General features: G+C 66.1%; 24 protein-coding genes. 14 read left to right on the forward strand and 10 right to left on the reverse strand.

What is annotated here, in order from left to right:
* Window positions 1-95 precede the first annotated feature (95 nt).
* Genes ACE3TH_RS03080 through ACE3TH_RS03090 form a run of 3 tightly spaced genes read right to left on the reverse strand, consistent with a single transcriptional unit; the run spans window position 96 to window position 1,843 of the window.
* A complete protein-coding gene (locus ACE3TH_RS03080) occupies window positions 96-872 on the reverse strand; it encodes a GIN domain-containing protein (protein WP_374597236.1) in 777 nt (258 codons plus the stop codon).
* Between the two features lie 12 nt (window positions 873-884).
* Entirely contained in the window at window positions 885-1,469 is a 585-nt protein-coding gene (locus ACE3TH_RS03085) for a DUF1700 domain-containing protein (protein WP_296166977.1), read from the reverse strand.
* On the reverse strand, window positions 1,466-1,843 hold the full coding sequence (locus tag ACE3TH_RS03090) for a PadR family transcriptional regulator (RefSeq protein ID WP_374597239.1): 378 nt from the start codon (window positions 1,841-1,843) through the stop codon (window positions 1,466-1,468). The genes ACE3TH_RS03085 and ACE3TH_RS03090 overlap by 4 nt, the downstream gene beginning before the upstream one ends.
* A gap of 230 nt (window positions 1,844-2,073) precedes the next feature.
* Here ACE3TH_RS03090 and coxB point away from each other — a divergent pair, with 230 nt between their 5' ends.
* The 12 genes from coxB (at window position 2,074) to ACE3TH_RS03150 (ending at window position 12,652) form a co-directional block, all read left to right on the forward strand.
* Window positions 2,074-3,108 carry a cytochrome c oxidase subunit II gene (gene coxB / locus ACE3TH_RS03095; protein ID WP_374597241.1) on the forward strand — a complete coding sequence of 345 codons (1,035 nt, stop codon included), beginning with the start codon at window positions 2,074-2,076 and terminating at the stop codon, window positions 3,106-3,108.
* 23 nt (window positions 3,109-3,131) lie between these two features.
* Window positions 3,132-4,796, forward strand: coding sequence for a cytochrome c oxidase subunit I (gene ctaD, locus ACE3TH_RS03100; protein ID WP_296166985.1), 1,665 nt, complete (start codon window positions 3,132-3,134; stop codon window positions 4,794-4,796).
* 80 nt (window positions 4,797-4,876) lie between these two features.
* A complete protein-coding gene (cyoE, locus tag ACE3TH_RS03105) occupies window positions 4,877-5,842 on the forward strand; it encodes a heme o synthase (RefSeq protein ID WP_374597244.1) in 966 nt (321 codons plus the stop codon).
* A 1-nt stretch (window position 5,843) separates the two neighbouring features.
* Complete coding sequence (locus ACE3TH_RS03110) at window positions 5,844-6,029, forward strand: hypothetical protein (RefSeq protein ID WP_374597245.1); 186 nt, start codon at window positions 5,844-5,846, stop codon at window positions 6,027-6,029.
* 6 nt (window positions 6,030-6,035) lie between these two features.
* Window positions 6,036-6,605: a cytochrome c oxidase assembly protein gene (locus tag ACE3TH_RS03115; RefSeq protein WP_374597247.1), complete on the forward strand. Its 570-nt coding sequence runs from the start codon at window positions 6,036-6,038 to the stop codon at window positions 6,603-6,605.
* 49 nt (window positions 6,606-6,654) lie between these two features.
* Window positions 6,655-7,572: a cytochrome c oxidase subunit 3 gene (locus ACE3TH_RS03120; protein ID WP_292173141.1), complete on the forward strand. Its 918-nt coding sequence runs from the start codon at window positions 6,655-6,657 to the stop codon at window positions 7,570-7,572.
* 95 nt (window positions 7,573-7,667) lie between these two features.
* On the forward strand, window positions 7,668-7,955 hold the full coding sequence (locus tag ACE3TH_RS03125; RefSeq protein ID WP_374597937.1) for a DUF983 domain-containing protein: 288 nt from the start codon (window positions 7,668-7,670) through the stop codon (window positions 7,953-7,955).
* Complete coding sequence (locus ACE3TH_RS03130) at window positions 7,945-8,682, forward strand: SURF1 family protein (RefSeq protein WP_374597250.1); 738 nt, start codon at window positions 7,945-7,947, stop codon at window positions 8,680-8,682. The genes ACE3TH_RS03125 and ACE3TH_RS03130 overlap by 11 nt, the downstream gene beginning before the upstream one ends.
* Window positions 8,683-8,732: 50 nt before the next feature.
* On the forward strand, window positions 8,733-9,944 hold the full coding sequence (locus ACE3TH_RS03135) for a M16 family metallopeptidase (RefSeq protein WP_374597252.1): 1,212 nt from the start codon (window positions 8,733-8,735) through the stop codon (window positions 9,942-9,944).
* Window positions 9,945-9,968: 24 nt separating this feature from the next.
* Window positions 9,969-10,559: a GNAT family N-acetyltransferase gene (locus tag ACE3TH_RS03140; protein WP_374597254.1), complete on the forward strand. Its 591-nt coding sequence runs from the start codon at window positions 9,969-9,971 to the stop codon at window positions 10,557-10,559.
* Window positions 10,560-10,592: 33 nt separating this feature from the next.
* On the forward strand, window positions 10,593-12,260 hold the full coding sequence (locus tag ACE3TH_RS03145; RefSeq protein ID WP_374597256.1) for a putative bifunctional diguanylate cyclase/phosphodiesterase: 1,668 nt from the start codon (window positions 10,593-10,595) through the stop codon (window positions 12,258-12,260).
* Entirely contained in the window at window positions 12,257-12,652 is a 396-nt protein-coding gene (locus ACE3TH_RS03150; RefSeq protein WP_374597258.1) for a hypothetical protein, read from the forward strand. The genes ACE3TH_RS03145 and ACE3TH_RS03150 overlap by 4 nt, the downstream gene beginning before the upstream one ends.
* Here the strand turns inward: ACE3TH_RS03150 and ACE3TH_RS03155 are convergent.
* Window positions 12,649-13,218 carry a YqgE/AlgH family protein gene (locus tag ACE3TH_RS03155; RefSeq protein WP_374597259.1) on the reverse strand — a complete coding sequence of 190 codons (570 nt, stop codon included), beginning with the start codon at window positions 13,216-13,218 and terminating at the stop codon, window positions 12,649-12,651. The genes ACE3TH_RS03150 and ACE3TH_RS03155 overlap by 4 nt on opposite strands.
* 144 nt (window positions 13,219-13,362) lie before the next feature.
* Between ACE3TH_RS03155 and ACE3TH_RS03160 the strand changes: the two genes are divergently transcribed.
* Entirely contained in the window at window positions 13,363-13,848 is a 486-nt protein-coding gene (locus ACE3TH_RS03160; protein WP_374597261.1) for a peroxiredoxin, read from the forward strand.
* Between the two features lie 6 nt (window positions 13,849-13,854).
* Here ACE3TH_RS03160 and ACE3TH_RS03165 read toward each other — a convergent pair whose 3' ends face one another.
* The 5 genes from ACE3TH_RS03165 to ACE3TH_RS03185 all read right to left on the reverse strand — a co-directional run bounded on the left by ACE3TH_RS03165 (window position 13,855) and on the right by ACE3TH_RS03185 (window position 18,538).
* Entirely contained in the window at window positions 13,855-15,798 is a 1,944-nt protein-coding gene (locus ACE3TH_RS03165; RefSeq protein WP_374597263.1) for an ATP-binding protein, read from the reverse strand.
* A gap of 65 nt (window positions 15,799-15,863) precedes the next feature.
* Entirely contained in the window at window positions 15,864-16,901 is a 1,038-nt protein-coding gene (locus ACE3TH_RS03170) for a quinone-dependent dihydroorotate dehydrogenase (protein ID WP_374597265.1), read from the reverse strand.
* The gene (locus ACE3TH_RS03175) at window positions 16,898-17,269 is read right to left on the reverse strand and encodes a DUF952 domain-containing protein (protein WP_374597267.1); all 372 of its coding nucleotides are present in this window, start codon (window positions 17,267-17,269) and stop codon (window positions 16,898-16,900) included. The genes ACE3TH_RS03170 and ACE3TH_RS03175 overlap by 4 nt, the downstream gene beginning before the upstream one ends.
* Entirely contained in the window at window positions 17,266-17,769 is a 504-nt protein-coding gene (locus ACE3TH_RS03180) for a histidine phosphatase family protein (RefSeq protein ID WP_374597269.1), read from the reverse strand. Before ACE3TH_RS03180 ends, ACE3TH_RS03175 begins: the two co-directional genes overlap by 4 nt.
* Window positions 17,770-17,779: 10 nt before the next feature.
* Complete coding sequence (locus tag ACE3TH_RS03185) at window positions 17,780-18,538, reverse strand: class I SAM-dependent methyltransferase (protein ID WP_374597271.1); 759 nt, start codon at window positions 18,536-18,538, stop codon at window positions 17,780-17,782.
* A 44-nt stretch (window positions 18,539-18,582) separates the two neighbouring features.
* Between ACE3TH_RS03185 and gloB the strand changes: the two genes are divergently transcribed.
* Entirely contained in the window at window positions 18,583-19,311 is a 729-nt protein-coding gene (gene gloB, locus ACE3TH_RS03190; RefSeq protein WP_374597273.1) for a hydroxyacylglutathione hydrolase, read from the forward strand.
* Here gloB and ACE3TH_RS03195 read toward each other — a convergent pair.
* The gene (locus tag ACE3TH_RS03195; protein ID WP_374597275.1) at window positions 19,301-20,062 is read right to left on the reverse strand and encodes a DUF4908 domain-containing protein; all 762 of its coding nucleotides are present in this window, start codon (window positions 20,060-20,062) and stop codon (window positions 19,301-19,303) included. The two genes, gloB and ACE3TH_RS03195, sit on opposite strands and share 11 nt — an antisense overlap.
* Between the last annotated feature and the right edge of the window lie 29 nt (window positions 20,063-20,091).

The following is a 20,091-nucleotide window of genomic DNA, read 5'->3' on the forward strand; positions in this document are numbered from 1 at the left end:
GAAACTGCCGCTATCGACGTGTCGTCAGACTTCCCCACCCTGCCGCTGCTTCGCATCGGCTGTCCCTCCCCATGAGGGGGAGGGAGAACAAGATATCAGTCCTGATTCAGCGAGCCGTTGCCGCTGATGGTCTGTTCCAGGCGGGCAGGACGGCGGGTCAGAGTGACGTCGCCATTGCCGGACAAATCCACCGTGGCCTGACCGGTCGGGCCCAGATGGGCGTCGCCATTGCCGCTGACGGTCACGGTGGCATCGGTCATGGCGACCGCCTCCAGATCCGCATCGCCGTCGCCGGAGATGTCCAGCGAGACAGTCTGGGCACGGCCCTGCACGTCGACATCGGAGTTGCCGGACAGGGTCAGATTGAGCGTGGGCTGATCATAGGCCCGCACGCTCAGTTCGCTGGACCCGGCCACATCGAAGGTGGTGACGGAAGGGGCGGTGACGGTGATTTTCAGCGCCTCGGTTTCGCTCCAGCCGTGGATGCCGCTACGGCTCCAGCGGATATAGGCGCGCTCGCCCTCTTCGTCGTTCAGCAGGGTCAGGCGACCATCGGTGAAGCGAACGCGATCCACGACCGTGCTGGGGCCGGTGATCGAGATGCCGGCCTCGGTGCCCTGGACGTAGGTCACGTCGGCGGGCAGGTCGATGGCCAGGGTGTCGGTGCCGGTCCATTCGATGGTGCGGGTGGTCTGGGGCGAGACCTCGCCGCGTTCGACGCGGAAGCTCTCGTCGCCCGCCTCGTCGTCGGTGATGACCCAGGTCCAGCCGGGACCGGCCAGATCGCGACCGCCCAAGGCTGCCGCCCCGCCGATGCCGACCACGGCCAGGACGAAGCCGACGCCGGTGATGATGAGAAGATTGCGGATCATGAAGGTCTCTCCTCAGACTTGATAGGTTGCGGGGGCGGACGTCCCCAGGGCGGGTTTCAGGACACGGTAGTGCAGGCGGGCGTACCAAACGGTGGCATCGACCAGCCATTTGGTCAGGAGTGCGCCCAGGCCGGTCATGAACATGCCGATGCCCATGATGCCGATGCCCAGCAGGACGGCGGCGAAGGCTCCACCCGGTCCGCCGAGGAAGGGGCCGACGACCAGGGCGATGGCACCGCCGACGAAGACGAGCACGCCCATGAACAGCACCGTCAGTACCGTGCCGAACACCGGCAGGACGATCGGCAGCAGGATCAGGATATCCAGAGCCCCCAGACCGATCAGGCCGAAGATGGCCCCGACGGCGGCCGACGGGTTCTGCTCCTGGGTCCAGCGCTGGGCGGTGGATTCGGCGCGCAACTCGCGGGCCAGGCGATCGGGATCGCCTAGGGCCGCGGCCACTTCAGCTTCCGAGCGGCCGGCAGCGACGCCGTCGCGGAAGTGGCTGTCGTAGTCCGAGATGATGTCCTGGGCCGCGGCGATGGGCAGGCCCACCAGTCCGCGCCGCAGACGGCCCATGAATTCCTCGCGTGTCATTGTTTCGGCTCCCCTTGATCGGTGTTGGCGACGACACTGGCTTCGGGGGCGGCGGGGGCGTTCATCACGCCCTCCACGGCCTGGACGAAGGCGTGCCATTCGCGGGTCTGTTGTTCGAGCGCTGAGCGCCCCGCCTCGGTCAGGCGATAGTATTTGCGCGACGGACCGGACGGCGATTCGACAAGATAGGTCTCGACCTGTCCCTCTGACTGCATGCGCCGCATCAGCGGATAGATGGTGCCTTCGCCCATATCGATGGCGTCGGACAGTGTGGCGGCAATCTCGTAGGCGTAGCTTTCGCGTCGGTTCAGCAGGGCCAGGACGCACAGCGTCAGCACCCCCTTCTTCAGTTGTATCTCAATGGTTTCGGGCACCGTGGCGTCCTCCTGTGATGAAGAAGGTGTATCGCAAGGTATCTGGCGTCACAAGGTAGCATGCGAAACATGACACCGATTTAATCGACCGAACAAATCTGGCTGCGGCACCCAGACGCTTGGCAAGCCGGGGACAGGGCGATATGGACCCGCAACGACCGCTGCGAGCCTCAGGGTTTGCGGCGACTGTTTGCGATTCACTCGCAAACGTTTGCGGCAGAACGGTTTTTATGAGGAAGTCTCGTATGGGGATGGGCACGCGAGCCCGGGGTCTGATCGGCGGCGGTTTCGCCGGTCTCTGCCTGGCCATCTTTGCCGCTGCGCCGGCCTGGGCGCAGGACCTGATGGGTCAGCCGACGCCGGGCGGCATCGGCCTGCAGCCCGCCGCCTCGCCGCTGAAGGTTCAGGCGCACCATTTCCACGACTGGATCCTGCTGCCGATCATCACGGTCATCACCCTGTTCGTGCTGGCGCTGCTCGTCTGGATCGTCTTCCGCTACAACAAGAAGTCGAACCCGACCCCGGCGCGGTGGAGCCACAACACAATGATCGAGGTGATCTGGACGGTCGTCCCGGTCCTGATCCTGGTGTTCATCGCCCTGTTCTCGTTCCGCCTGTTGTTTGCCTATCACAACATGCCGACGCCGGACCTGACGGTTAAGGCGACCGGCAACCAGTGGAACTGGTCCTACGAATATCCCGACCAGGGCATTGCGGAATATGTTTCCAACATGCTGCCGGAAGACGAGCTGGCCGCCCGCGGCATGCCTCACAGCCTGTATCGCCTGGCTGCCGACGAGCCGATCGTCGTGCCCGTCGGCAAGACCGTCCGCGTCCTGGTAACCGCCGCCGACGTAATCCACGCCTTCGCCCTGCCGGCCTTCGGTCTGAAGACCGACGCCATCCCGGGCCGCGTCAACGAAACCTGGTTCAAGGCTGACCGCGTCGGCACCTTCTACGGTCAGTGCTCGGAGCTGTGTGGCGTCGATCACGCCTTCATGCCGATCGAAATCCGCGTCGTCACACAAGCCGAGTTCGAGGCCTGGGTCGTCTCCAAGGGCGGCTCCATGACGCCGAAGACGCCTGAGCAGGCTCCGGGCGGCACAGCCGCCCAGGTCGCGGCTGGCACCACCGGTGCCGCCACGGTCACAGAGACCGCAGCCCCTGCACTGGCCCCGACGGCCCAGACGGCGACGACGCCGGCTGCCCCCGCCACCTCCGCTGCCCCCGCGACGGCTCCCGCCGCCGCACCGGCCGCCCAGTAACGATACGCGAGAGCCCAGAACACATGGCCACCGCAGCCGAAAACCTCGCCCACGATCACGACGGGCATCACGACCACAAGCCGGGCTTCTTCACCCGCTGGTTCCTGTCGACCAACCACAAGGACATCGGCACCCTGTACCTGCTGTTCGCCATCATGGCGGGCATCGTGGGTGGCGGGCTGTCCGGCCTGATCCGTTGGGAACTGGCCGAGCCCGGTATCCAGCTCTTCAAGGAAGGAACGTGGGTTCAACACCTCGGCTTCGTCGAGGCTTCCAAGCACGGCTATAATGTCGTGGTCACCGGCCACGCCCTGATCATGATCTTCTTCATGGTCATGCCCGCCATGATCGGGGGCTTCGGCAACTGGTTCGTGCCGATCATGATCGGCGCGCCGGACATGGCCTTCCCGCGTATGAACAACATCTCGTTCTGGCTGCTGGTCGCGGCCTGGATCCTGTTGATCGTGTCGCTGTTCGTCGACGGCGGGCCGGGCAAGGGCTTCGGTGGCGGCTGGACCATCTATCCGCCGCTGTCGACCAAGGGTCACACCGGGCCGGCGATGGATCTGGCGATCTTCTCGCTGCACGTCGCGGGTGCCAGCTCCATTCTGGGCGCGATCAACTTCATCACCACCATCTTCAACATGCGCGCGCCGGGCATGACCCTGCACCGCATGCCGCTGTTCGCCTGGTCGGTGCTCATCACCGCCTTCCTGCTGTTGCTGTCGTTGCCGGTTCTGGCCGGTGCCATCACCATGCTGCTGTCGGACCGCAACTTCGGCACCAGCTTCTTCGACCCGGCCGGTGGTGGCGACCCGGTGATGTTCCAGCACCTGTTCTGGTTCTTCGGTCACCCGGAAGTGTACATCCTGATCCTGCCGGGCTTCGGCATCATCAGCCACATCGTCTCGACCTTCTCCAAGAAGCCGGTGTTCGGCTATCTGGCCATGGCGTACGCCATGGTGGCCATCGGCTTCGTCGGCTTCATCGTGTGGGCGCACCACATGTACACGGTCGGCATGAGCGTGAACCTGCGTGCCTATTTCATCGCCGCGACCATGATCATCGCCGTGCCCACGGGCGTGAAGATCTTCAGCTGGATCGCGACGATGTGGGGCGGCTCGCTCAGCTTCAAGACGCCCATGCTGTGGGCCATCGGCTTCATCTTCCTGTTCACCGTCGGCGGCGTGACCGGCGTGGTCCTGTCCAATGCGGGCATCGATTACAGCCTGCACGACACCTACTATGTGGTGGCGCACTTCCACTACGTGCTGTCGCTGGGGGCCGTGTTCGCGATCTTCGCGGGCTTCTACTACTGGTTCGAGAAAATGTTCGGCGTGAAGTACAACGAGTTCCTGGGGTGCGCGCACTTCTGGATCATGTTCGTCGGGGTGAACCTGATCTTCTTCCCGCAGCACTTCCTGGGTCTGCAGGGCATGCCGCGTCGCTACATCGACTATCCGGACGCCTATGAGATGTGGAACCACGTTTCGACCATGGGCTATCTGATCACCGTCGTGGGCGTCGCCGTCTTCCTGATCATGCTGCTGGAGGCCGCCATCCGCCGTCGTCCGGGCGTGGCCAATCCGTGGGGCGAAGGGGCCACCACCCTGGAGTGGACGCTGTCCTCGCCGCCGCCACACCACCAGTTCAACGAACTGCCGGTGGTCAAGGGTGACGACCACTAACCGGTTCCTGCGAACCTGAGCTAAACCGGGGGCCGCTCTTTCTGATCGAAAGGGCGGCCTCTGATTTTTCCGAAGAAGTGATGACCGAAACCACCACGCCTGCCCTGTCGACAGCCCAGCCGGAGGACTTCTTCCAGCTGCTGAAGCCGCGCGTGATGTCGGTGGTGATCTTTACCGCCGTGGTCGGGCTGGTCGTCGCCGGCGGCGACATCGACTGGATTTCGGCGGCCATCGCCATCCTGTGCATCGCCGTGGGGGCCGGGGCGGCGGGCGCTTTGAACATGGCGCTGGAGGGCGAGACCGACGCCCTGATGCGGCGCACGCGCGGGCGGCCGGTCGCGGCAGGCCGGGTCAACAAGAACGACGCCATGACGTTCGGCGTCATTCTATCGGTGTTTTCCGTCATGCTGCTGGGGATGACGACGAACTGGGTGGCGGGCGGTCTGCTGGCCATGACCATCGTCTATTATGCGGGCTTCTATACCCTGCTGCTGAAGCGCCGGACGCCCCAGAATATCGTCATCGGCGGGGCGGCCGGGGCCTTTCCGCCCGTGATCGGCTGGGCCGCCGCGACCGGCCAGATGCCGTGGCAGGCTTGGCTGCTATTCGCCATCATCTTCCTGTGGACGCCGCCGCACAGCTGGGCGCTGGCGCTATATTCCGCGGGCGATTACGCCAAGGCGGGCATTCCGATGATGCCGGTAGCGCGAGGCGCGAAGTCGACCCGCCTGCAGATCCTGATTTATTCGCTGGTGTTCGTGGCCGTGGCGATCGCGCCGGGCTTCACCGGCCTGGGCGGTCCCGTCTATCTGGCGGTGTCCATCCTGGGTGGGTTGGGCTTTTTGCTGCTGGCTTTCCGCCTTTGGCGTTCTCGGGCCGGGGATGCGCCCGACAAGGCCGAGGCCGTGGGGCGAGAGGCCGCATTGTATGATGTACGCGCAGAGGCCAAACCGGCACGCAACCTGTTCGCCTTTTCGATCCTGTATCTGGTGGGCCTGTTCGCGGCCCTGCTGATCGAGCGGCTGACCGCCGTCGTGAGCCTGTGAGATGATGACCCTGCGCCTGACCCCCGAAGAAGTGAGCGCCCGCAAGAAGCGCAACCTGGCCATTGCGGGGGCCCTGGTCGGCTTCATCATCCTGGTGTTCGGCGTGACGGTGCTGAACCTCAAGCGCAACATCGACGCCCGAAAGGAAGCCATCGCGGCCGGCCAGCCCGTCGGCTACGCGAAGTAGGGCGCTATGGAACGCAAGAACCTCATCGCCATCGCCTGTGCCGGCGGCGTCATGTTCATGACGGGAGCGGCCTTTGCGGCCGTGCCCCTGTACCAGCTCTTCTGCCAGGTCACCGGCTTCGACGGCACGGTCAAGAAGGCAGAAGCGGCACCCACCGCCGATCAGGTTCTGGCCGACACCGTCCTGATTCGCTTCGACACCAATGTGCGTGGCCTGCCCATGACCTTTCGTGCCGAACAGGTCAGCCAGCGGGTGCGCATCGGCGAAACCGGCATGGCCTTCTTCGATGTGACCAACACCTCGGACCAGCCGATCCAGGCGACCGCCGCCTATAATGTGGTGCCAGAACAGTCGGGCCCATATTTCCAGAAGCTGCAGTGCTTCTGCTTCGACAGCCAGACGATCCAGCCGGGCCAGACGATGAAGTTCCCGGTCCAGTATTTCGTGGCCCCGGAGATCGCGACCGACGCCGAAGCCAAGGGCATCCGTGAAATCACCTTGAGCTACACATTCTATCCGACCAAGGGTGCGGAAGTGGCGGCGGTGACGCCTTCTGCCTCTGGCGTCGCCGGATAGCGGGCGCTATAGCCCACAATTACGATTTCGACCGTATAAGAGACCCTAGATGGCCGACGCCCACGCCGCTCCGCATCACGACTACCACCTGGTGAACCCCAGCCCGTGGCCTCTGGTCTCGTCCATGGCCACTGTGGTCATGATGATTGGGGCCGTGGTGTGGATGAAGGGTCTGGTCACCGTGGCCCCCGATGCCGAAGTCACCTTGGCCGGGGCCCTGTTCGGCAAAGGCGAGATGGCCCTGTTCTTCGCTGGTCTGGCCGGCGTTCTGGTCGCCGCCTTCGCCTGGTGGGCCGATGTGATCAAGGAAAGCCGTCAGGGTGACCACACGCCGGTCGTGTCGCTGGGCCTGCGCTATGGCATGGTGCTGTTCATCGCCTCGGAGGTGATGTTCTTCGCCGCCTTCTTCTGGATCTTCTTCGAGATGTCGCTGTTCAATGCGGCGCGCGAGAACGTTCCGGAAATCGGCACCTGGGCCGATACCGCCGCCGCCTGGTCGACCTGGCCGCCCAAGGGTATCGAGACCCTGGACGCCTGGCAGCTGCCGCTGCTGAACACCGTCATTCTTCTGCTGTCGGGCACGACGGTCACCTGGGCGCACCATGCGCTGCAACAGGGCGACCGCAACGCCACCAAGATCGGTCTGGCCATCACCGTGGCCCTGGGCCTGATCTTCACGGGCGTTCAGGCCTATGAATACCAGCACATCATCCACGAGAACCTGTTCTTCAACGACGAAGCCGCCAACTCGGGCCTGTACGGGTCGATCTTCTTCATGGCGACGGGCTTCCACGGTTTCCACGTCCTCTTGGGCACCATCTTCCTGGTCGTCTGCCTGCTGCGTCTGCTGGCCGGGCAATTCACGCCCGAGAAGCATTTCGGCTTCGAGGCCGCCGCCTGGTACTGGCACTTCGTGGACGTGGTCTGGCTGTTCCTGTTCGCCTTCGTCTATGTGGTCTTCGGTTGAACCCAGACCCACAGTCTGTAACGCCAGCGCCGGCCCGGATCGATGCGATCCGGGCCGGACTGCTTTGCCGCTGCCCTCACTGCACAAAAGGCCCACTGTTTGCGGGGTTTCTGAAGGTCGTGGACCGGTGCGCGGTCTGCGGGTTCGACTTCACGGGTCTGAACACCGGAGATGGCGCGGCCATCTTCATCATGCAGATCGCGGGCGGGATCGTGGTGTTCGGCGCGCTGTTCATCCAGATCGCCTATGACCCGCCGTTCTGGGCCATGCTGATCGTGGCCCTGCCGCTGGTTGCGGGACTTTCGCTGGGCCTGATGCGGCCGGGCAAGGGATTGATGGTGGCACTGCAGATGCAAAACAGGACGACGCGCCATGTCGACTGAGGCGATGCGCGGGCGTTTCCCTTGGGGGCTGACGATCGTCTGTGCGATCGCGCTGGCGCTCCTCGTCGGGCTCGGTACCTGGCAGGTTCAGCGGTTGCAGTGGAAACAGGGACTGATCGCGCGATCGGAGGCGGCGGCGACGCAACCGCCCGTATCGCTTGAGACGCTGGCGCAACTGCGTGACCCCGAGTTCCGCAAGGCCGTCCTGACCTGCGACCTTCAGAACCAGCCCTTTGTCGAGCTTCAGTCCATCCATGACGGGCAGGCGGGAGTGCGATTGATCTCGGCCTGCGAGAGCTGGCTGATCGATCTGGGATTCGTGGCCGATACCGTCAGTGCGCGGCCTGAACGTCAGCCTGCCGCCATCCCCGGGATCGTGGCCGAGGCACGAAAGGTTGAGGCCCCCAACGGCTTTGCTCCTCTGCCGGAAGGCAACCGCTTCTATGCCCGCGACACCGCCGCCATGAGCCGCGCCCTAGGTATCGACGGGCCTGTGCGGCCCTATGTGCTGTTCGCCACGGGCTCGGCCTGGCCGCAATGGGCCGAGTTGCAGCCGTCCGCTCCGCCCGCAGCCTTTTCGAACAACCATCTGGGCTATGCCCTGACCTGGTTCGGGCTGGCGCTGGCAGTGATCGGTTTCTACATCGCCCTGCTGAGGCGCAGGCTGCGCCCTCAAGCCGCCCTGCTGCCCGAGCAAGGCGACAGGGCCAAGGAAACATTCCACTGACCGCGACCCTGCATACCCTGTCGAATGGCGTCCGTGTCGTCTGCGATCCCATGCCGGGGCTGCGCACCCTGGCCCTGACCGTCGCCGTGCGCGGCGGGGCGCGGTGGGAGGACGAGGCGCGCTCCGGCTGGTCACACTGCCTAGAGCATCTGGTGTTCAAGGGTGCGGGGGACATGGGTGCGCGCGACATCGTCGAGCGGATCGAGGCGGAAGGCGGCTCCATCAACGCATCGACCGGCTATGAGCGAACCAGTTTCGACATACGGGCATTGGACGGATCGCTGCCGCTGGCCATGCAGGTCCTGTCCGACCTGGTGTTTCGCCCGACGCTGGACCCCGCCGAAATCGAGCGCGAAAAGGACGTCGTCGCGCAGGAAATCGCCGAGGCCTTCGATACGCCCGACGACCATGTCTTCGAAATGGCCCAGACGCGGGCCTTTACCGGTCAGCCCTTGGGCCGGCCCATTCTGGGATCGATCGAAAGCCTGAAGCCGCTGGATCGCGACAGCATCGGTCACTGGCGCGCCCAACTGTATTCGCCCGACCGCATGGTGGTGGTGGTGTCGGGGGCGGTGAACGAGACCGAGCTGCTGACCCTGGCCGAGCGCTGGTTTGGCGATCAGGTCGCGACGCCCGCTGCGACGCCCGACGCGCCGCGCTTCGTCGGCGGCGACGCGGCCCTGACCCGGCGGATCGAGCAGGCCAATATCGTCTTCCAGCTGCCCGCCCCGTCGGCGCGGGATGCGACCTATACGGCGACGCGGCTGATGACTGAGATTCTGGGCGGCGGGATGGCGTCCCGCCTGTTCCAGAGCGCGCGCGAGCAACGCGGCCTGGCCTATGCCATCGACGCCTATCACGAGCCATACGAGGACGCGGGCATCCTCGGCATCTATGCGGGGGCCTCTGCCGACCGCGCCATCGAACTGGCCAAGGTCTGTGCCGCAGAACTGAAGACCCTGGCGGATGATGGACCCACGGCCGTCGAGCTGTCGCGCGCCAAGGCGGTGCTGAATGCCGGGTTGTGGATGTCGGACGAGAGCCCCGCGTCACGCGCTGGCCGACTGGCGGCCCAGGTGCTGATCTTTGGCCAGCCCATTGCCTCCCAGATCATGGCCGACCGGACTTTGGCTCAGACGGTCGAGGATGTGCGGGCCGCTGCGGCGGGCACATTGAGCGCGGGCAAGGCCGCAACGGCCGTGCTGGGTCCCAAGGCTGCGGCCGAGGCCGGCAAGGCGTTCAGGGAAGCTCTTTTCGCCTGATCGCCGGAGCGCTATCGTGGCACGATGGCCCTGCTGGACTGGATCACCGAAGCGAGCGGGCCTGTAGTCAAGGGGCAGGGGGTCATCCTGCGCCTGCCACGCGGCGCGGACTATGAGGCCTGGGCCGAGCTGCGGCGGGCTTCGCAGGCCTATCTGCAGCCCTGGGAGCCGCTGTGGCCCGATGACGACCTGAGCCGCATCGCCTATCGGCGCCGGATGTCGGTCTATCAGCGCGAACGGGAGGCGGGGAATGCCTGGCCCTTCTTCGTCTTCGACGAGCGGTCGCGCGCGCTGCTGGGGGCGATCACCTTGTCAAACGTGCGGCGCGGCGTGGCCGAGACGGCGACGCTGGGCTACTGGATCGGTCAGCGTCATGCGGGACGGGGGTATGGCACGGCTGCCGTGCGCGCCGCCGTGGACTATGGCTTCGAGGCCCTGCGGCTGCACCGGGTCGAGGCGGCGTGTGTGCCGCACAATCAGGCATCGCGACGGGTGCTGGAAAAGTCCGGGTTCGCGCTGGAAGGCCGGGCAAGGGCTTATTTGAAAATTAACGGCGATTGGGCAGATCATCTTCTGTTCGGCGTCGTGAATGACGGCACCAAACGCGGCGGCTGATTCCCGGCCGTCCAGTCAGGACCGGATTTTCGCGTGAACACTCGCTCCAGAAGTCTGGCCTGGGATGCGACGACGGCGATCGAGGCGCTGGCCGCTGCCGATACGGCGCTGTGGATCTGGACGCCCTCTGACGATCAGATGCGCTTCACCGGAGCGACGCGGGCGTTGGGTCTGGGCCCGCTGGCACCGGATTGCACCGGCGCGGCCTTCTGCGCCGTCGCCATGCCTCAGGATCGGACCCTGGCCGAACGCATCCTGAAGCCGCAGGAAGAAGGGACGGAGGTCGCTGTGCGCCTGCGCATGCGCGATGCCCAGACCTGCATCTGGCGCGGCGTCTGGCTGGAGGACGGGCTGCGCGCTGCCGGTGTCGTGGCGCTGGAAACCAAGTTTGCGGCGTCGGACCGGGATGTGCTGACCGGTCTGCTGGATCGTCGGGCCTTTGTCGCGCGGCTCGGTGAGACCCTGACGCAACCGGGCGAATACGAGATCGTGGTCGCCGATGTGGATCGTCTGCGCCGCCTGAACGAGGCCCTGGGTCATGACCGGGCCGACATGGTGCTGGCAGCCTTGGGCTCGCGCCTGGCCGCCGCCTTCGTCCAGAATGCCCACTCTGCCCGCATCGGCGAGGACGAGTTCGCCGTGGTCGTGCCGCGCGGCAGCGGCAGTGCCACCGAGCGGATGCGCGAGGCGCTGGAACAGCCGCTACGCATCGCCGGCTTCGACATCTATCCCACCGTCTCGATCGGAGCGGCCAGCGCCGAGGGCGGGCCGGATGCGGCCGATCCGTCCGAACTGCTGCGCCGAGTCGAACTGGCGGTCGAACAGGCCAAGAGCGTGGGGCGCGGTGGCATCGCCGCCTACGGCCGGGCGTTGGAGACGGACAGCCTGTCGCGGCTGGCGCTGGAATCGGACCTGCGCAACGCCTTCCTGCGCGGCGAGATCGAGCCCTTCTATCAACCCGTGGTGAACCTGCAGACAGGGGCCGTCGCGGGTTTCGAGGCCCTGTGCCGCTGGCGACATCCGACACGCGGCCTGGTGCCGCCTGACGCCTTCCTGGGTCTGGCCGCCGAGATGGGTCTGATGAACGACCTCGGCCTGCTGATGATGACCCAGGCCTCGCGCCAGCTGGCCGAATGGCTGATGCGACATCCGACGGCGGGCAAGCTGTTCTGCAGCGTCAATCTGTCGGTCGGCGAGATCGAACGCCCGCGCCTAGTCGAGGACGTGACCCGCATCATCGCCGAAGCGGGTCTACCCGCCGGTGCGCTGAAGCTGGAGGTGACCGAGGGCGACATCATGCGCGACACCAGCCGCGCCGCCGAGGTGTTGCAGCAGTTGAAGGACGCGGGTGCCTCGCTGGCGCTCGACGATTTCGGGACCGGCTTCTCGTCCCTGACCTGGCTGGCCAAGCTGCCGTTCGATACGCTGAAGATCGACCGCTATTTCGTTCTGACCATGGACAAGGACGAGGGCTCGGCCAAGATCGTCAAATCGGTCGTCAACCTGGGCCGCGACCTGTCGCTGGAGGTCGTGGCCGAGGGTGTAGAGAATGCCGGCCTAGCCGCCCTGTTGCTGGATGCCCAGTGCCACTATGGTCAGGGCTTCGGCTATGCGCCTGCGCTTCCCGCCCAGGAGGCCGAGGTCTATCTGAACGAATCGCTTGCTGATGGCTCAGCCCCGATCAAGGCGCGGTCGGCTTGAAGCCGATCCTGCCGCCACTGCCCCACCGACGCATTGACTGGGTCTATGTCGCACTTGCTGTGCTGATCGTGGTCGGTGTTTCGTATGCAACCAGTCAGAGGCAGCCGGGGTCGGTCAGGACGGCGCTGATCGAGGGCGAGCCGTCGCTGGCGCGTAACACCATCAATCTCGAGAACACAGGTTCCTATCTCGAGCGCGACGGCACGACTCCCCTCAGGCAGCGGCTATGGTGCGGTTCAGTGCGGGGGCGTGAGAACGGGCAGATCGCAGCGGTCGTTTACAAAGGGCGACGACTATCCGGAGCGCGCATCCTGGAAGTTGCAGCGGAATGGCAGGCCCCGCTGAGTGAGCGCGAGCTGTGGCTCCTGGCGGAATGTCGCCGTTTGACCTAGGCGCGTCCGCTCTGCCCCGATAGGCGGGCCGGGTCGATGCCCAGGGTGCCCAGCGCTTTCGACCATTTGGCATCATAGTCGGTGTCGAAGATCAGGTCGGCGTCGGCCTCGGTCGTGATCCAGACGTTTTCGCCCATCTCGTCGTCCAGCTGACCTTCGCCCCAGCCGGCATAGCCCAGCAGCAACACCGAGCGACGCGGACCTGCGACCGGATCGGTCATGGCGATCAGGGCCTCGCGCGTCCCGGTCATGGCCAGCCCCTGACCGAAGGCCATGGAGGCGTCGTCGATCAGCCAGTCGTCGGTATGCAGCACGAAGCCGCGCTCGCGCTCGACCGGACCGCCGATCAGGACGGCCCGATGGGCGGTGGTGTCGGGTGCCTCGGTCTTCAGCTTGGTCAGCACGTCCTTGAGGTCTACGCCGGGTGCCGGCCGGTCCAGCCGCAGGCCCATGGCATGGTCCGGCTCATGCGCGCAGACCAGGATGACCGCGTGCTCGAAGCGGGGATCGCTGATGCCGGGCATGGCCACCAGCAGCCGTCCGACCAGGGATTGGAAATCGTCCATCCGTCTATCATCGGGTCGCGTTCGCCGCGACGCAAGGCATTGAACCGTCGCATGCGGGTGCCAGCAACGATCAGCCTTGGCGGCAGGAGCCGGTGCGCCTATCTGGGCGTTGAGACGTCTCTCAACCCACACCGGAGCCTGCCCATGACCATCCAGATCGGCGATCGCATCCCCTCGGCGACCCTGACCCGCGCCACGGACGACGGCCCCAAGCCGATCACCACCGACGAGCTGTTCGGCGGCAAGACGGTCGCCCTGTTCGCCGTGCCCGGCGCCTTTACCCCGACGTGTTCGGCGCGCCACCTGCCGGGCTTCAAGGATCACCGCAGCGACCTGTCGGCCAAGGGTGTGGACACCATCGCCTGCCTCTCGGTCAACGACGGCTTCGTCATGGGAGCCTGGGCCGACAGCCAGGGTATCGGCAAGGACGACATCCTGATGCTGGGCGACGGCAATGGCGACTTCACCCGTCAGATCGGCCTGTCGATGGACGCCAAGGGCTTCGGCATGGGCGAGCGGTCGCAGCGCTATTCGATGATCGTCAAGGACGGCGTGGTCGAACAGCTGAATGTCGAACAGGGCGGCGAGTTCAAGGTGTCGTCGGCCGAGCATCTGCTGGGCCAGCTCTAGTCGTTGTCAGGCGGCGACGCTGGTTTCCGGCGTCGCCTGCTGCTCCATGGTCATCACATGGGTGATGGCCCCGATCAGCATAGGTGGCGTGATCGGCTTGGGCACGAAATAGGTCATGCCCGCGTCCGTGCAGTCCTGGATATCACGCGGTGAGGTGTCGGCGGTGACGGCGATGATCGGCGTATGCGCATTCGGGCCGTTACCCGCCCGGATTCGCCGCGTCGTCTCGCGCCCGTCCAGTTCCGGCATCCGCACGTCCATGAAGATCAGGTCGAAAGCGTTGGTGCGGCAGATGTTCAGCGCCGCCATTCCGTCCGCCGCCGTATCGATATCGCATCCCAGCGGCTGAAGGATCAGCTGGATGGCCCGACGGTTGATGTCGTGGTCATCGACGACCAGCACCCGCATCGGCCGGCCCTCGTCCTCTTCTACCACTGGCTCGGGGCTCGCCTCGGTCGAGACTATGTCAGCGTCCTGAGCATCCGGTTGCTCATCGACGACAGGCAGGGGGGGCGGCGACGTCAGGGCGACGGGCGCAGCGGCCACGGCAGCCAGCCCCTGTGCGATCGCATCGCGACCGGCTTGATCCAGGACCATCGGTGCGGCAGGCACGGTCTCGGTCGCTTCCAAATGTAGCGCCAGGGTGAAGGCTGCGCCTTGGCCCGGCCGGCTGCGCGCGGTCAGACGCCCGCCCATCAGGCCCGCCAGCTGACGGCTGATGGCCAGACCCAGGCCGGTCCCGCCATGGGTCGCGCTAACGCCGTCGATGGTCTGGTCGAAAGGCGTGAACAGGCGTGACAGCTGATCGGGCGTCATGCCGGGGCCGGTGTCCGCCACCTCGATCAGTATGGCGTGGCCTCCGGCGTCCTCGGCCCAGGCGTTGAGGCGCAGGGTGATCGCGCCCGTCTGGGTAAACTTGATCGCATTGGAGATCAGGTTGTTCAGCACCTGGCGCAGCCGCATCGGATCGCCGCGCACATGGGCCGGGATCGTCGCCGCCCCCTCGACGCGCAGACGCAGGCCCTCGGCCCGCACAGGCCCGTCCCACAATCGGACCGTCTGGGTCAGCAGGTCTCGCAGATTAAAGTCGATGGTGTCGACGGTCATGTGGCCAGCGTCCAGCTTGGCGTGATCCAGCAGGTCGTCCAGCAAGGCCTTCATCATATAGCCCGCGTCGCTGATCAGCCGGGCCTGGCCGCGCGCGCTGGAGTCGCTTGCACCCTGCTCCAGCTGGGACGCACCGGTCAGAATGGCGGTGATGGGCGTGCGCAGGTCATGACCGATGGCGGCCAGAAAAGCGCTGCGGCCCTCCATGACGCGCTCGGCATCCAGCCGCTTCTGATCGGCCTCGATCCGGGCCGTGGCCTCTGCGGACTGGGCTGCGTTCAGCTTGGTCCACATGGAATAGGCAAAGCCCATGAAGACGGCCACGGATATGGCCGCCGCCACGACCAGGGTGGACGATGCTCCATAGATGTACATGAAGACCGGCGTCAGGATCATATAGATCGACTGCGGCGCGATGGTCAGCAGCAGCACCGCCAGAGAGCGCGGCGAGTTGATGATCGAATAGGTGGCTGAGCCGGTCATCATGATAACGGCGCACAGCCCGCCCATGGGGCCGCCGACCAGCCAAAGCGGTATGGTCAGGCTGCCGTAATAGCAGGAGTTGGCGGCTAGGGTCAGCCAACCGAAGGCGCGGCGCGCACCGGTCAGTCGGGGCAAGCGGCCCGACAACATGGGCCTGAAGGTCCAAAGATCGACGACCTGTACAACGAAATAGCCCGCGAGCCAGATCAGGCTGAAGACACTGCCCAGCAGGGGCGTAAAGACCATGGCCGTGATGGCGGCAATACACAGCCGAACCGGCAGGGCCTTGCGGCGCTGGCGGATCGCAGCGCTCCAGTCGCTGCGGGTCTCGGGCGAGGATGTGGCTGTGGCGAGCGCCATGCGAGGTTCCGACATGGGCGAACTGGCCCACCTGAAACCTATGGCAGACCGGCCCTAACGCTCCGTCAACGGGCGGTTCCGACGGCTTGGGCCACGCTTGTGAAGCCATCATCGCGCAGGCACTGGGCCAGATCGCGCTTGATGCGTCCGACCAGGCCCGGCCCCCCGTAGATCAGGGCGGAATAGAGCTGAACGGCGGCGGCCCCGGCGCGAATGCGATCATAGGCCTCGGCTCCGCTGTCGATGCCCCCGACGGCGATCAGCGGCAGCCGGCCCTTGGAGGCTGCAGCGGCGGCGCTCAAGGCCGCGCGGGCACGGGCCTGAAGCGGCCGCCCCGACAGACCGCCTGCCTGATCGCGATCCCGGGCCGTCAGGCTGTCGGGACGGTCGAGGGTGGTGTTGGAAACGATCAGGGCGTCGATGCGGTGATCGATCGAGGCCTCCACGATCAGGGAGATCTCGTCCGGCGTCAGATCGGGTGCGATCTTCAAGAACACCGGCGTGGGATCACCGTCGCGTGCCTCGGTCAGCCGTCCCAGCAGATCGTCCAGCGCGGCCCGGCCCTGAAGAGCGCGCAGACCCGGCGTGTTGGGCGAGGAGACGTTGACGGTAACATAGTCCGCCAACCCCTTCAGCCTGCTCAGGCCGGTGACATAGTCCGCCGCCTTGTCCTCGGTGTCCTTGTTGGCCCCCAGATTGGCACCGACGACAGTATCGGCCGGGCGCGCCTTCAATCGGGCGGCGAACGCCTCCAGCCCGGCATTGTTGAAACCCATCCGATTGATGATCGCCTGATCCTCGGCCAGCCGGAACAGGCGCGGGCGGAGATTGCCGGGTTGGGCGACAGGTGTCACCGAGCCGCATTCCACAAAGCCGAAGCCGAGGCGGGACAGGCCGCGCAAGGCCTCGCCATTCTTGTCCAGCCCCGCCGCCAGGCCGATCGGATTGGGCAGGTCCAACCCGGCCAGGCGCGTCTTCAGGATGGTGTCGTCGGGGGCCGCCGCCGGCAACGGCAGGGTCTGCAGCGCGCGGATTGCCAGGCCGTGAGCCGTTTCCGGGTCGAGCCGGCGCAGGGCGGCGGCTCCAAGGTCGGACAGGATCATGTTGCGGCCTCTGTCGGCCAGGTCGTGCCGCCGTCAGCGAAGCGGGGCGTGCCGGTGCCGTCAATCGCCAGCCCGCGCACAGCTCCTACGGCCATCATGGGCAGGTCGCCGTAGATATGGGGAAACAGGGCACCGCCACGCGACGGTTCCCAGCGCAGGGTGTCGACCAGGGCCGTCAGATCGACCTCGACCAGGCGCAAATCCTCGCGGCTTGCATAGTGTTTGCTAGCCGTGCCCGGCAGCTGTTCGGCGGTGGACAGGTGGATGAATCCGTCGGCCCGGTCCAGCACCGAACCGCGATAGACCCCATCGGCCCGCGCCAACTGCCATTCGCGGCCATCCACGAGCTTGTAGGCGATGGGGGTCATGCGCCGGCCAGATCGCGCGGTTGCAGAAAGGCCTCGAACGTGCAGCGCCCGGCCACATCGACGGTGAAGACGGCGCAGGCCCCGGTCGGGAAACCGCCGCTCATCCGATCCAGCACGGCGGGAGAGGCGGCGCTTTCGATCAGGTATTCGACGGCCAGCAGATGAATGCCGGGGTTGTGGGCCACGAGCATCAGACAGCCTGCCTCATCCTCCACCGCCTCAACGGCACGACGCAAGGTGTCAGCCCCCGCGTTGTAGAGGGCATCCTGTTCGCGCAGATCCACGTCGCCGAAAGCTTCATGCGCCAGGTCCCACGTCTGTCGCGTGCGTGCAGCGGCGGACACCAGAGCCAGGTCGGGACGCAAGCCTTTCGCCGACAGTGTCCGACCCATTTGCGTGGCGTCGGCCCGCCCGCGCGCGGACAGCACGCGGTCGCGATCGTCGCCCGAAGGAGACGCGCGTTCGGCCTCGGCGTGACGCATCAGGATCAGTCTTTGCATGGACAGCCCTTTAGGGGCGTTCGCGCCGAACCGCCAGATCGCGACGCACCCGAGAGGCAGGTTGTGGGGCCAGGGCGGGTGTCTTGACCGGTACCGTCGCGACGGCGCCGCCGGGTCGGACGCGGGCATAGGCCTGACGCGTCGCTTCCAGAAGGATCACCCCCGCCGCGCCGGGCATGACATGACGCCCGATCTGCTCGAGCCCATCGGCCAGTGACAAAAGCGGCCCCCAGGGCGGGACATACAGGGTCTGGGACCAGGCGGTCGGCTCCAGGCCAGCGCCGCGCACCAGCCGCTCCAGCTGTCGCCGGGTGAAGGGGCGTCCATGCCCGAACGGCGTGTTCTCGGCGCGGGCCCACAGACCGCCGCGCGCCGCCGCCACCAGAATGATCCGCCCCGCCGGGGCCAGGACGCGTACGGCTTCGTTCATTAAGCCTTGGGCATCGTCGGCCTCTTCCAGCGCATGGACCAGTAGCACCCGGTCGAACGCTCCGGCGGCAAACGGCAGCGCCCGGTCATCGACCAGAACGGTGCGGTTCTTGCCGATCGATGGCCAGTGCTCGACCCCCTGACCCCCCGGCATGGCCGCGACCAGACGGCGTGCGCCGACAAAAGCGTCCAGCCACGGCGTGGCATAACCTATTCCCAGAACGTCGCAGTTGATGGCCTCGCCCCAAGCGTCGTCCAGACGCCGCGCCAGCAGGCGACGGACCAGCGCCCCCGCGGGCTCGCCATAGAAGGTTCGAAGTTCCTCGATGCTGTGGCGCATGTCCGCAGCATAGGCCGGACGGCGCGTCCCTGCTAGGATGCGGAATGACCCTGGATGTACGCCTTTTTCCGTGCCTGACCGACAACTATGGCCTGCTGATCAGGGATGCCGCGACCGGCATGGTGGCTGCAGTCGACACGCCGGATGCCGAGGCGATCCTGGCCGACCTGAAGGCGTCCGGCTGGGAGAGGCTGGACCTTATCCTGAATACCCACTGGCATCCCGATCACACTCAAGGAAACGCCCGCCTGAAAGCCGAAACCGGATGCCAGATCGTCGGGCCGGAGGAAGTCCGCCGGGTGTCGCTGTTGGATCGCAAGGTTGCAGGCGGAGATACGGTGATGCTGGGGCAGACGGCGTTTGAGGTGTCCGATGCGCCCGGGCACACACTGGGTCACATCGTTTACCATGCCCGTGAAGTGGGCCAGGCCTTCGTCGGAGATGTGCTGTTCCCGCTCGGCTGCGGGCGCTTGTTCGAGGGTACGCCCGAGCAGATGTGGCAAAGTCTGCAGAAGATCGCCGCCTGGCCGGACGAGACGGTGATCTGGTCTGCCCATGAATACACAGCCGCCAACGCCCAGTTCGCCCTGAGCCTGGATGACCGGCAAGACATGGCGGCGCATGCGGCGCGGATTTTCGCTGTACGCGATGCAGGGCGACCGACGGTACCCACGACGTTGGCGGTCGAGAAGGCCTTCAACCCGTTCCTGAGAGCGGCGAACGCTGCCGAGTTTGCCGCGCGTCGTGCCGCGAAGGATGGCTTCACCGGTTAGGGGTGCGCGGCTCGGGCAGCAGGGCGCGAATGACCCGCGACGAAGACGGGCGGCCGGCTTGGCCCTGAGTCGGGTCGACTGTAACGACGAGCCGCCCGCTTCTGTACGTGACGTTCGAGCGTGCGCCCTCGTTGATGGTGATACTGCGTAAGCCGTTCAGCCTGGATCGCGAACTGGGCGATCGCGCTATCCGGGCGACGGCGTCCGTGGTGACAATCAGGGCCTCGACACAAAGCGCTTCGGACTGGTCCCCATCCAGGTTGATCTCGACCAGCCGACCCAAAGCCTGGCTCAGCATCACGCTGCGCCGCGCCATCAGGTCGAACAGGCGAACGGGCCCAAGCGAAGGTGGCGCCAAGCTCTGGCCCGCCCCGGCATAGGAGGCGGGCGACCCTCCGGGCGATCGAGACGTGAAGACGGTAATCGCGCCGCCCTGGGTGACGCGCAGGACCTGTTCGCCTGCATCGTTGCGATAGATGACGTCGCCCCGCGGTGCAGCCGTCGGGCGCAACACCCAGGTTTCCTCGCGCCGCTCGAATCGCACCAGGGGCCTGGACCCCGACCGGTCGATCATGAAAGCCTCGCCCGATTCGGCGACGTATCGACCGCTGGGCGGGAGCGTCGGCGAGGGTGAGCCTTGGGCGCGCAGGCGATTGCTCTGTTCGGCCTGAGCGTTGCTGCGGGTCTGGGCCGAGGCGTCTTCGGTGATCGTCAGCAGAGACAGAGCCCCCGCCACAATGGCGAAAGCCATCGCGGTCGGAAGCGGCCGTCGCGCCCTTC

Source organism: Brevundimonas sp. (assembly GCF_041919755.1).
Lineage (GTDB): Bacteria > Pseudomonadota > Alphaproteobacteria > Caulobacterales > Caulobacteraceae > Brevundimonas.

What these genes read in the sequence shown, in the direction of transcription:
- ACE3TH_RS03130 (WP_374597250.1), top strand. Translation starts at nt 7,945, where the DNA reads ATGTCGACTGAGGCGATGCGCGGGCGTTTCCCTTGGGGGCTGACGATC.
- ctaD (WP_296166985.1), top strand. Translation starts at nt 3,132, where the DNA reads ATGGCCACCGCAGCCGAAAACCTCGCCCACGATCACGACGGGCATCAC.
- ACE3TH_RS03160 (WP_374597261.1), top strand. Translation starts at nt 13,363, where the DNA reads ATGACCATCCAGATCGGCGATCGCATCCCCTCGGCGACCCTGACCCGC.
- ACE3TH_RS03165 (WP_374597263.1), bottom strand. Translation starts at nt 15,798, where the DNA reads ATGGCGCTCGCCACAGCCACATCCTCGCCCGAGACCCGCAGCGACTGG.
- ACE3TH_RS03135 (WP_374597252.1), top strand. Translation starts at nt 8,733, where the DNA reads ATGCCGGGGCTGCGCACCCTGGCCCTGACCGTCGCCGTGCGCGGCGGG.
- ACE3TH_RS03115 (WP_374597247.1), top strand. Translation starts at nt 6,036, where the DNA reads ATGGAACGCAAGAACCTCATCGCCATCGCCTGTGCCGGCGGCGTCATG.
- cyoE (WP_374597244.1), top strand. Translation starts at nt 4,877, where the DNA reads ATGACCGAAACCACCACGCCTGCCCTGTCGACAGCCCAGCCGGAGGAC.
- ACE3TH_RS03080 (WP_374597236.1), bottom strand. Translation starts at nt 872, where the DNA reads ATGATCCGCAATCTTCTCATCATCACCGGCGTCGGCTTCGTCCTGGCC.
- ACE3TH_RS03195 (WP_374597275.1), bottom strand. Translation starts at nt 20,062, where the DNA reads ATGGCTTTCGCCATTGTGGCGGGGGCTCTGTCTCTGCTGACGATCACC.
- ACE3TH_RS03085 (WP_296166977.1), bottom strand. Translation starts at nt 1,469, where the DNA reads ATGACACGCGAGGAATTCATGGGCCGTCTGCGGCGCGGACTGGTGGGC.
- gloB (WP_374597273.1), top strand. Translation starts at nt 18,583, where the DNA reads ATGACCCTGGATGTACGCCTTTTTCCGTGCCTGACCGACAACTATGGC.
- coxB (WP_374597241.1), top strand. Translation starts at nt 2,074, where the DNA reads ATGAGGAAGTCTCGTATGGGGATGGGCACGCGAGCCCGGGGTCTGATC.
- ACE3TH_RS03120 (WP_292173141.1), top strand. Translation starts at nt 6,655, where the DNA reads ATGGCCGACGCCCACGCCGCTCCGCATCACGACTACCACCTGGTGAAC.
- ACE3TH_RS03180 (WP_374597269.1), bottom strand. Translation starts at nt 17,769, where the DNA reads ATGCAAAGACTGATCCTGATGCGTCACGCCGAGGCCGAACGCGCGTCT.
- ACE3TH_RS03170 (WP_374597265.1), bottom strand. Translation starts at nt 16,901, where the DNA reads ATGATCCTGTCCGACCTTGGAGCCGCCGCCCTGCGCCGGCTCGACCCG.
- ACE3TH_RS03110 (WP_374597245.1), top strand. Translation starts at nt 5,844, where the DNA reads ATGATGACCCTGCGCCTGACCCCCGAAGAAGTGAGCGCCCGCAAGAAG.
- ACE3TH_RS03175 (WP_374597267.1), bottom strand. Translation starts at nt 17,269, where the DNA reads ATGACCCCCATCGCCTACAAGCTCGTGGATGGCCGCGAATGGCAGTTG.
- ACE3TH_RS03185 (WP_374597271.1), bottom strand. Translation starts at nt 18,538, where the DNA reads ATGCGCCACAGCATCGAGGAACTTCGAACCTTCTATGGCGAGCCCGCG.
- ACE3TH_RS03140 (WP_374597254.1), top strand. Translation starts at nt 9,969, where the DNA reads ATGGCCCTGCTGGACTGGATCACCGAAGCGAGCGGGCCTGTAGTCAAG.
- ACE3TH_RS03155 (WP_374597259.1), bottom strand. Translation starts at nt 13,218, where the DNA reads ATGGACGATTTCCAATCCCTGGTCGGACGGCTGCTGGTGGCCATGCCC.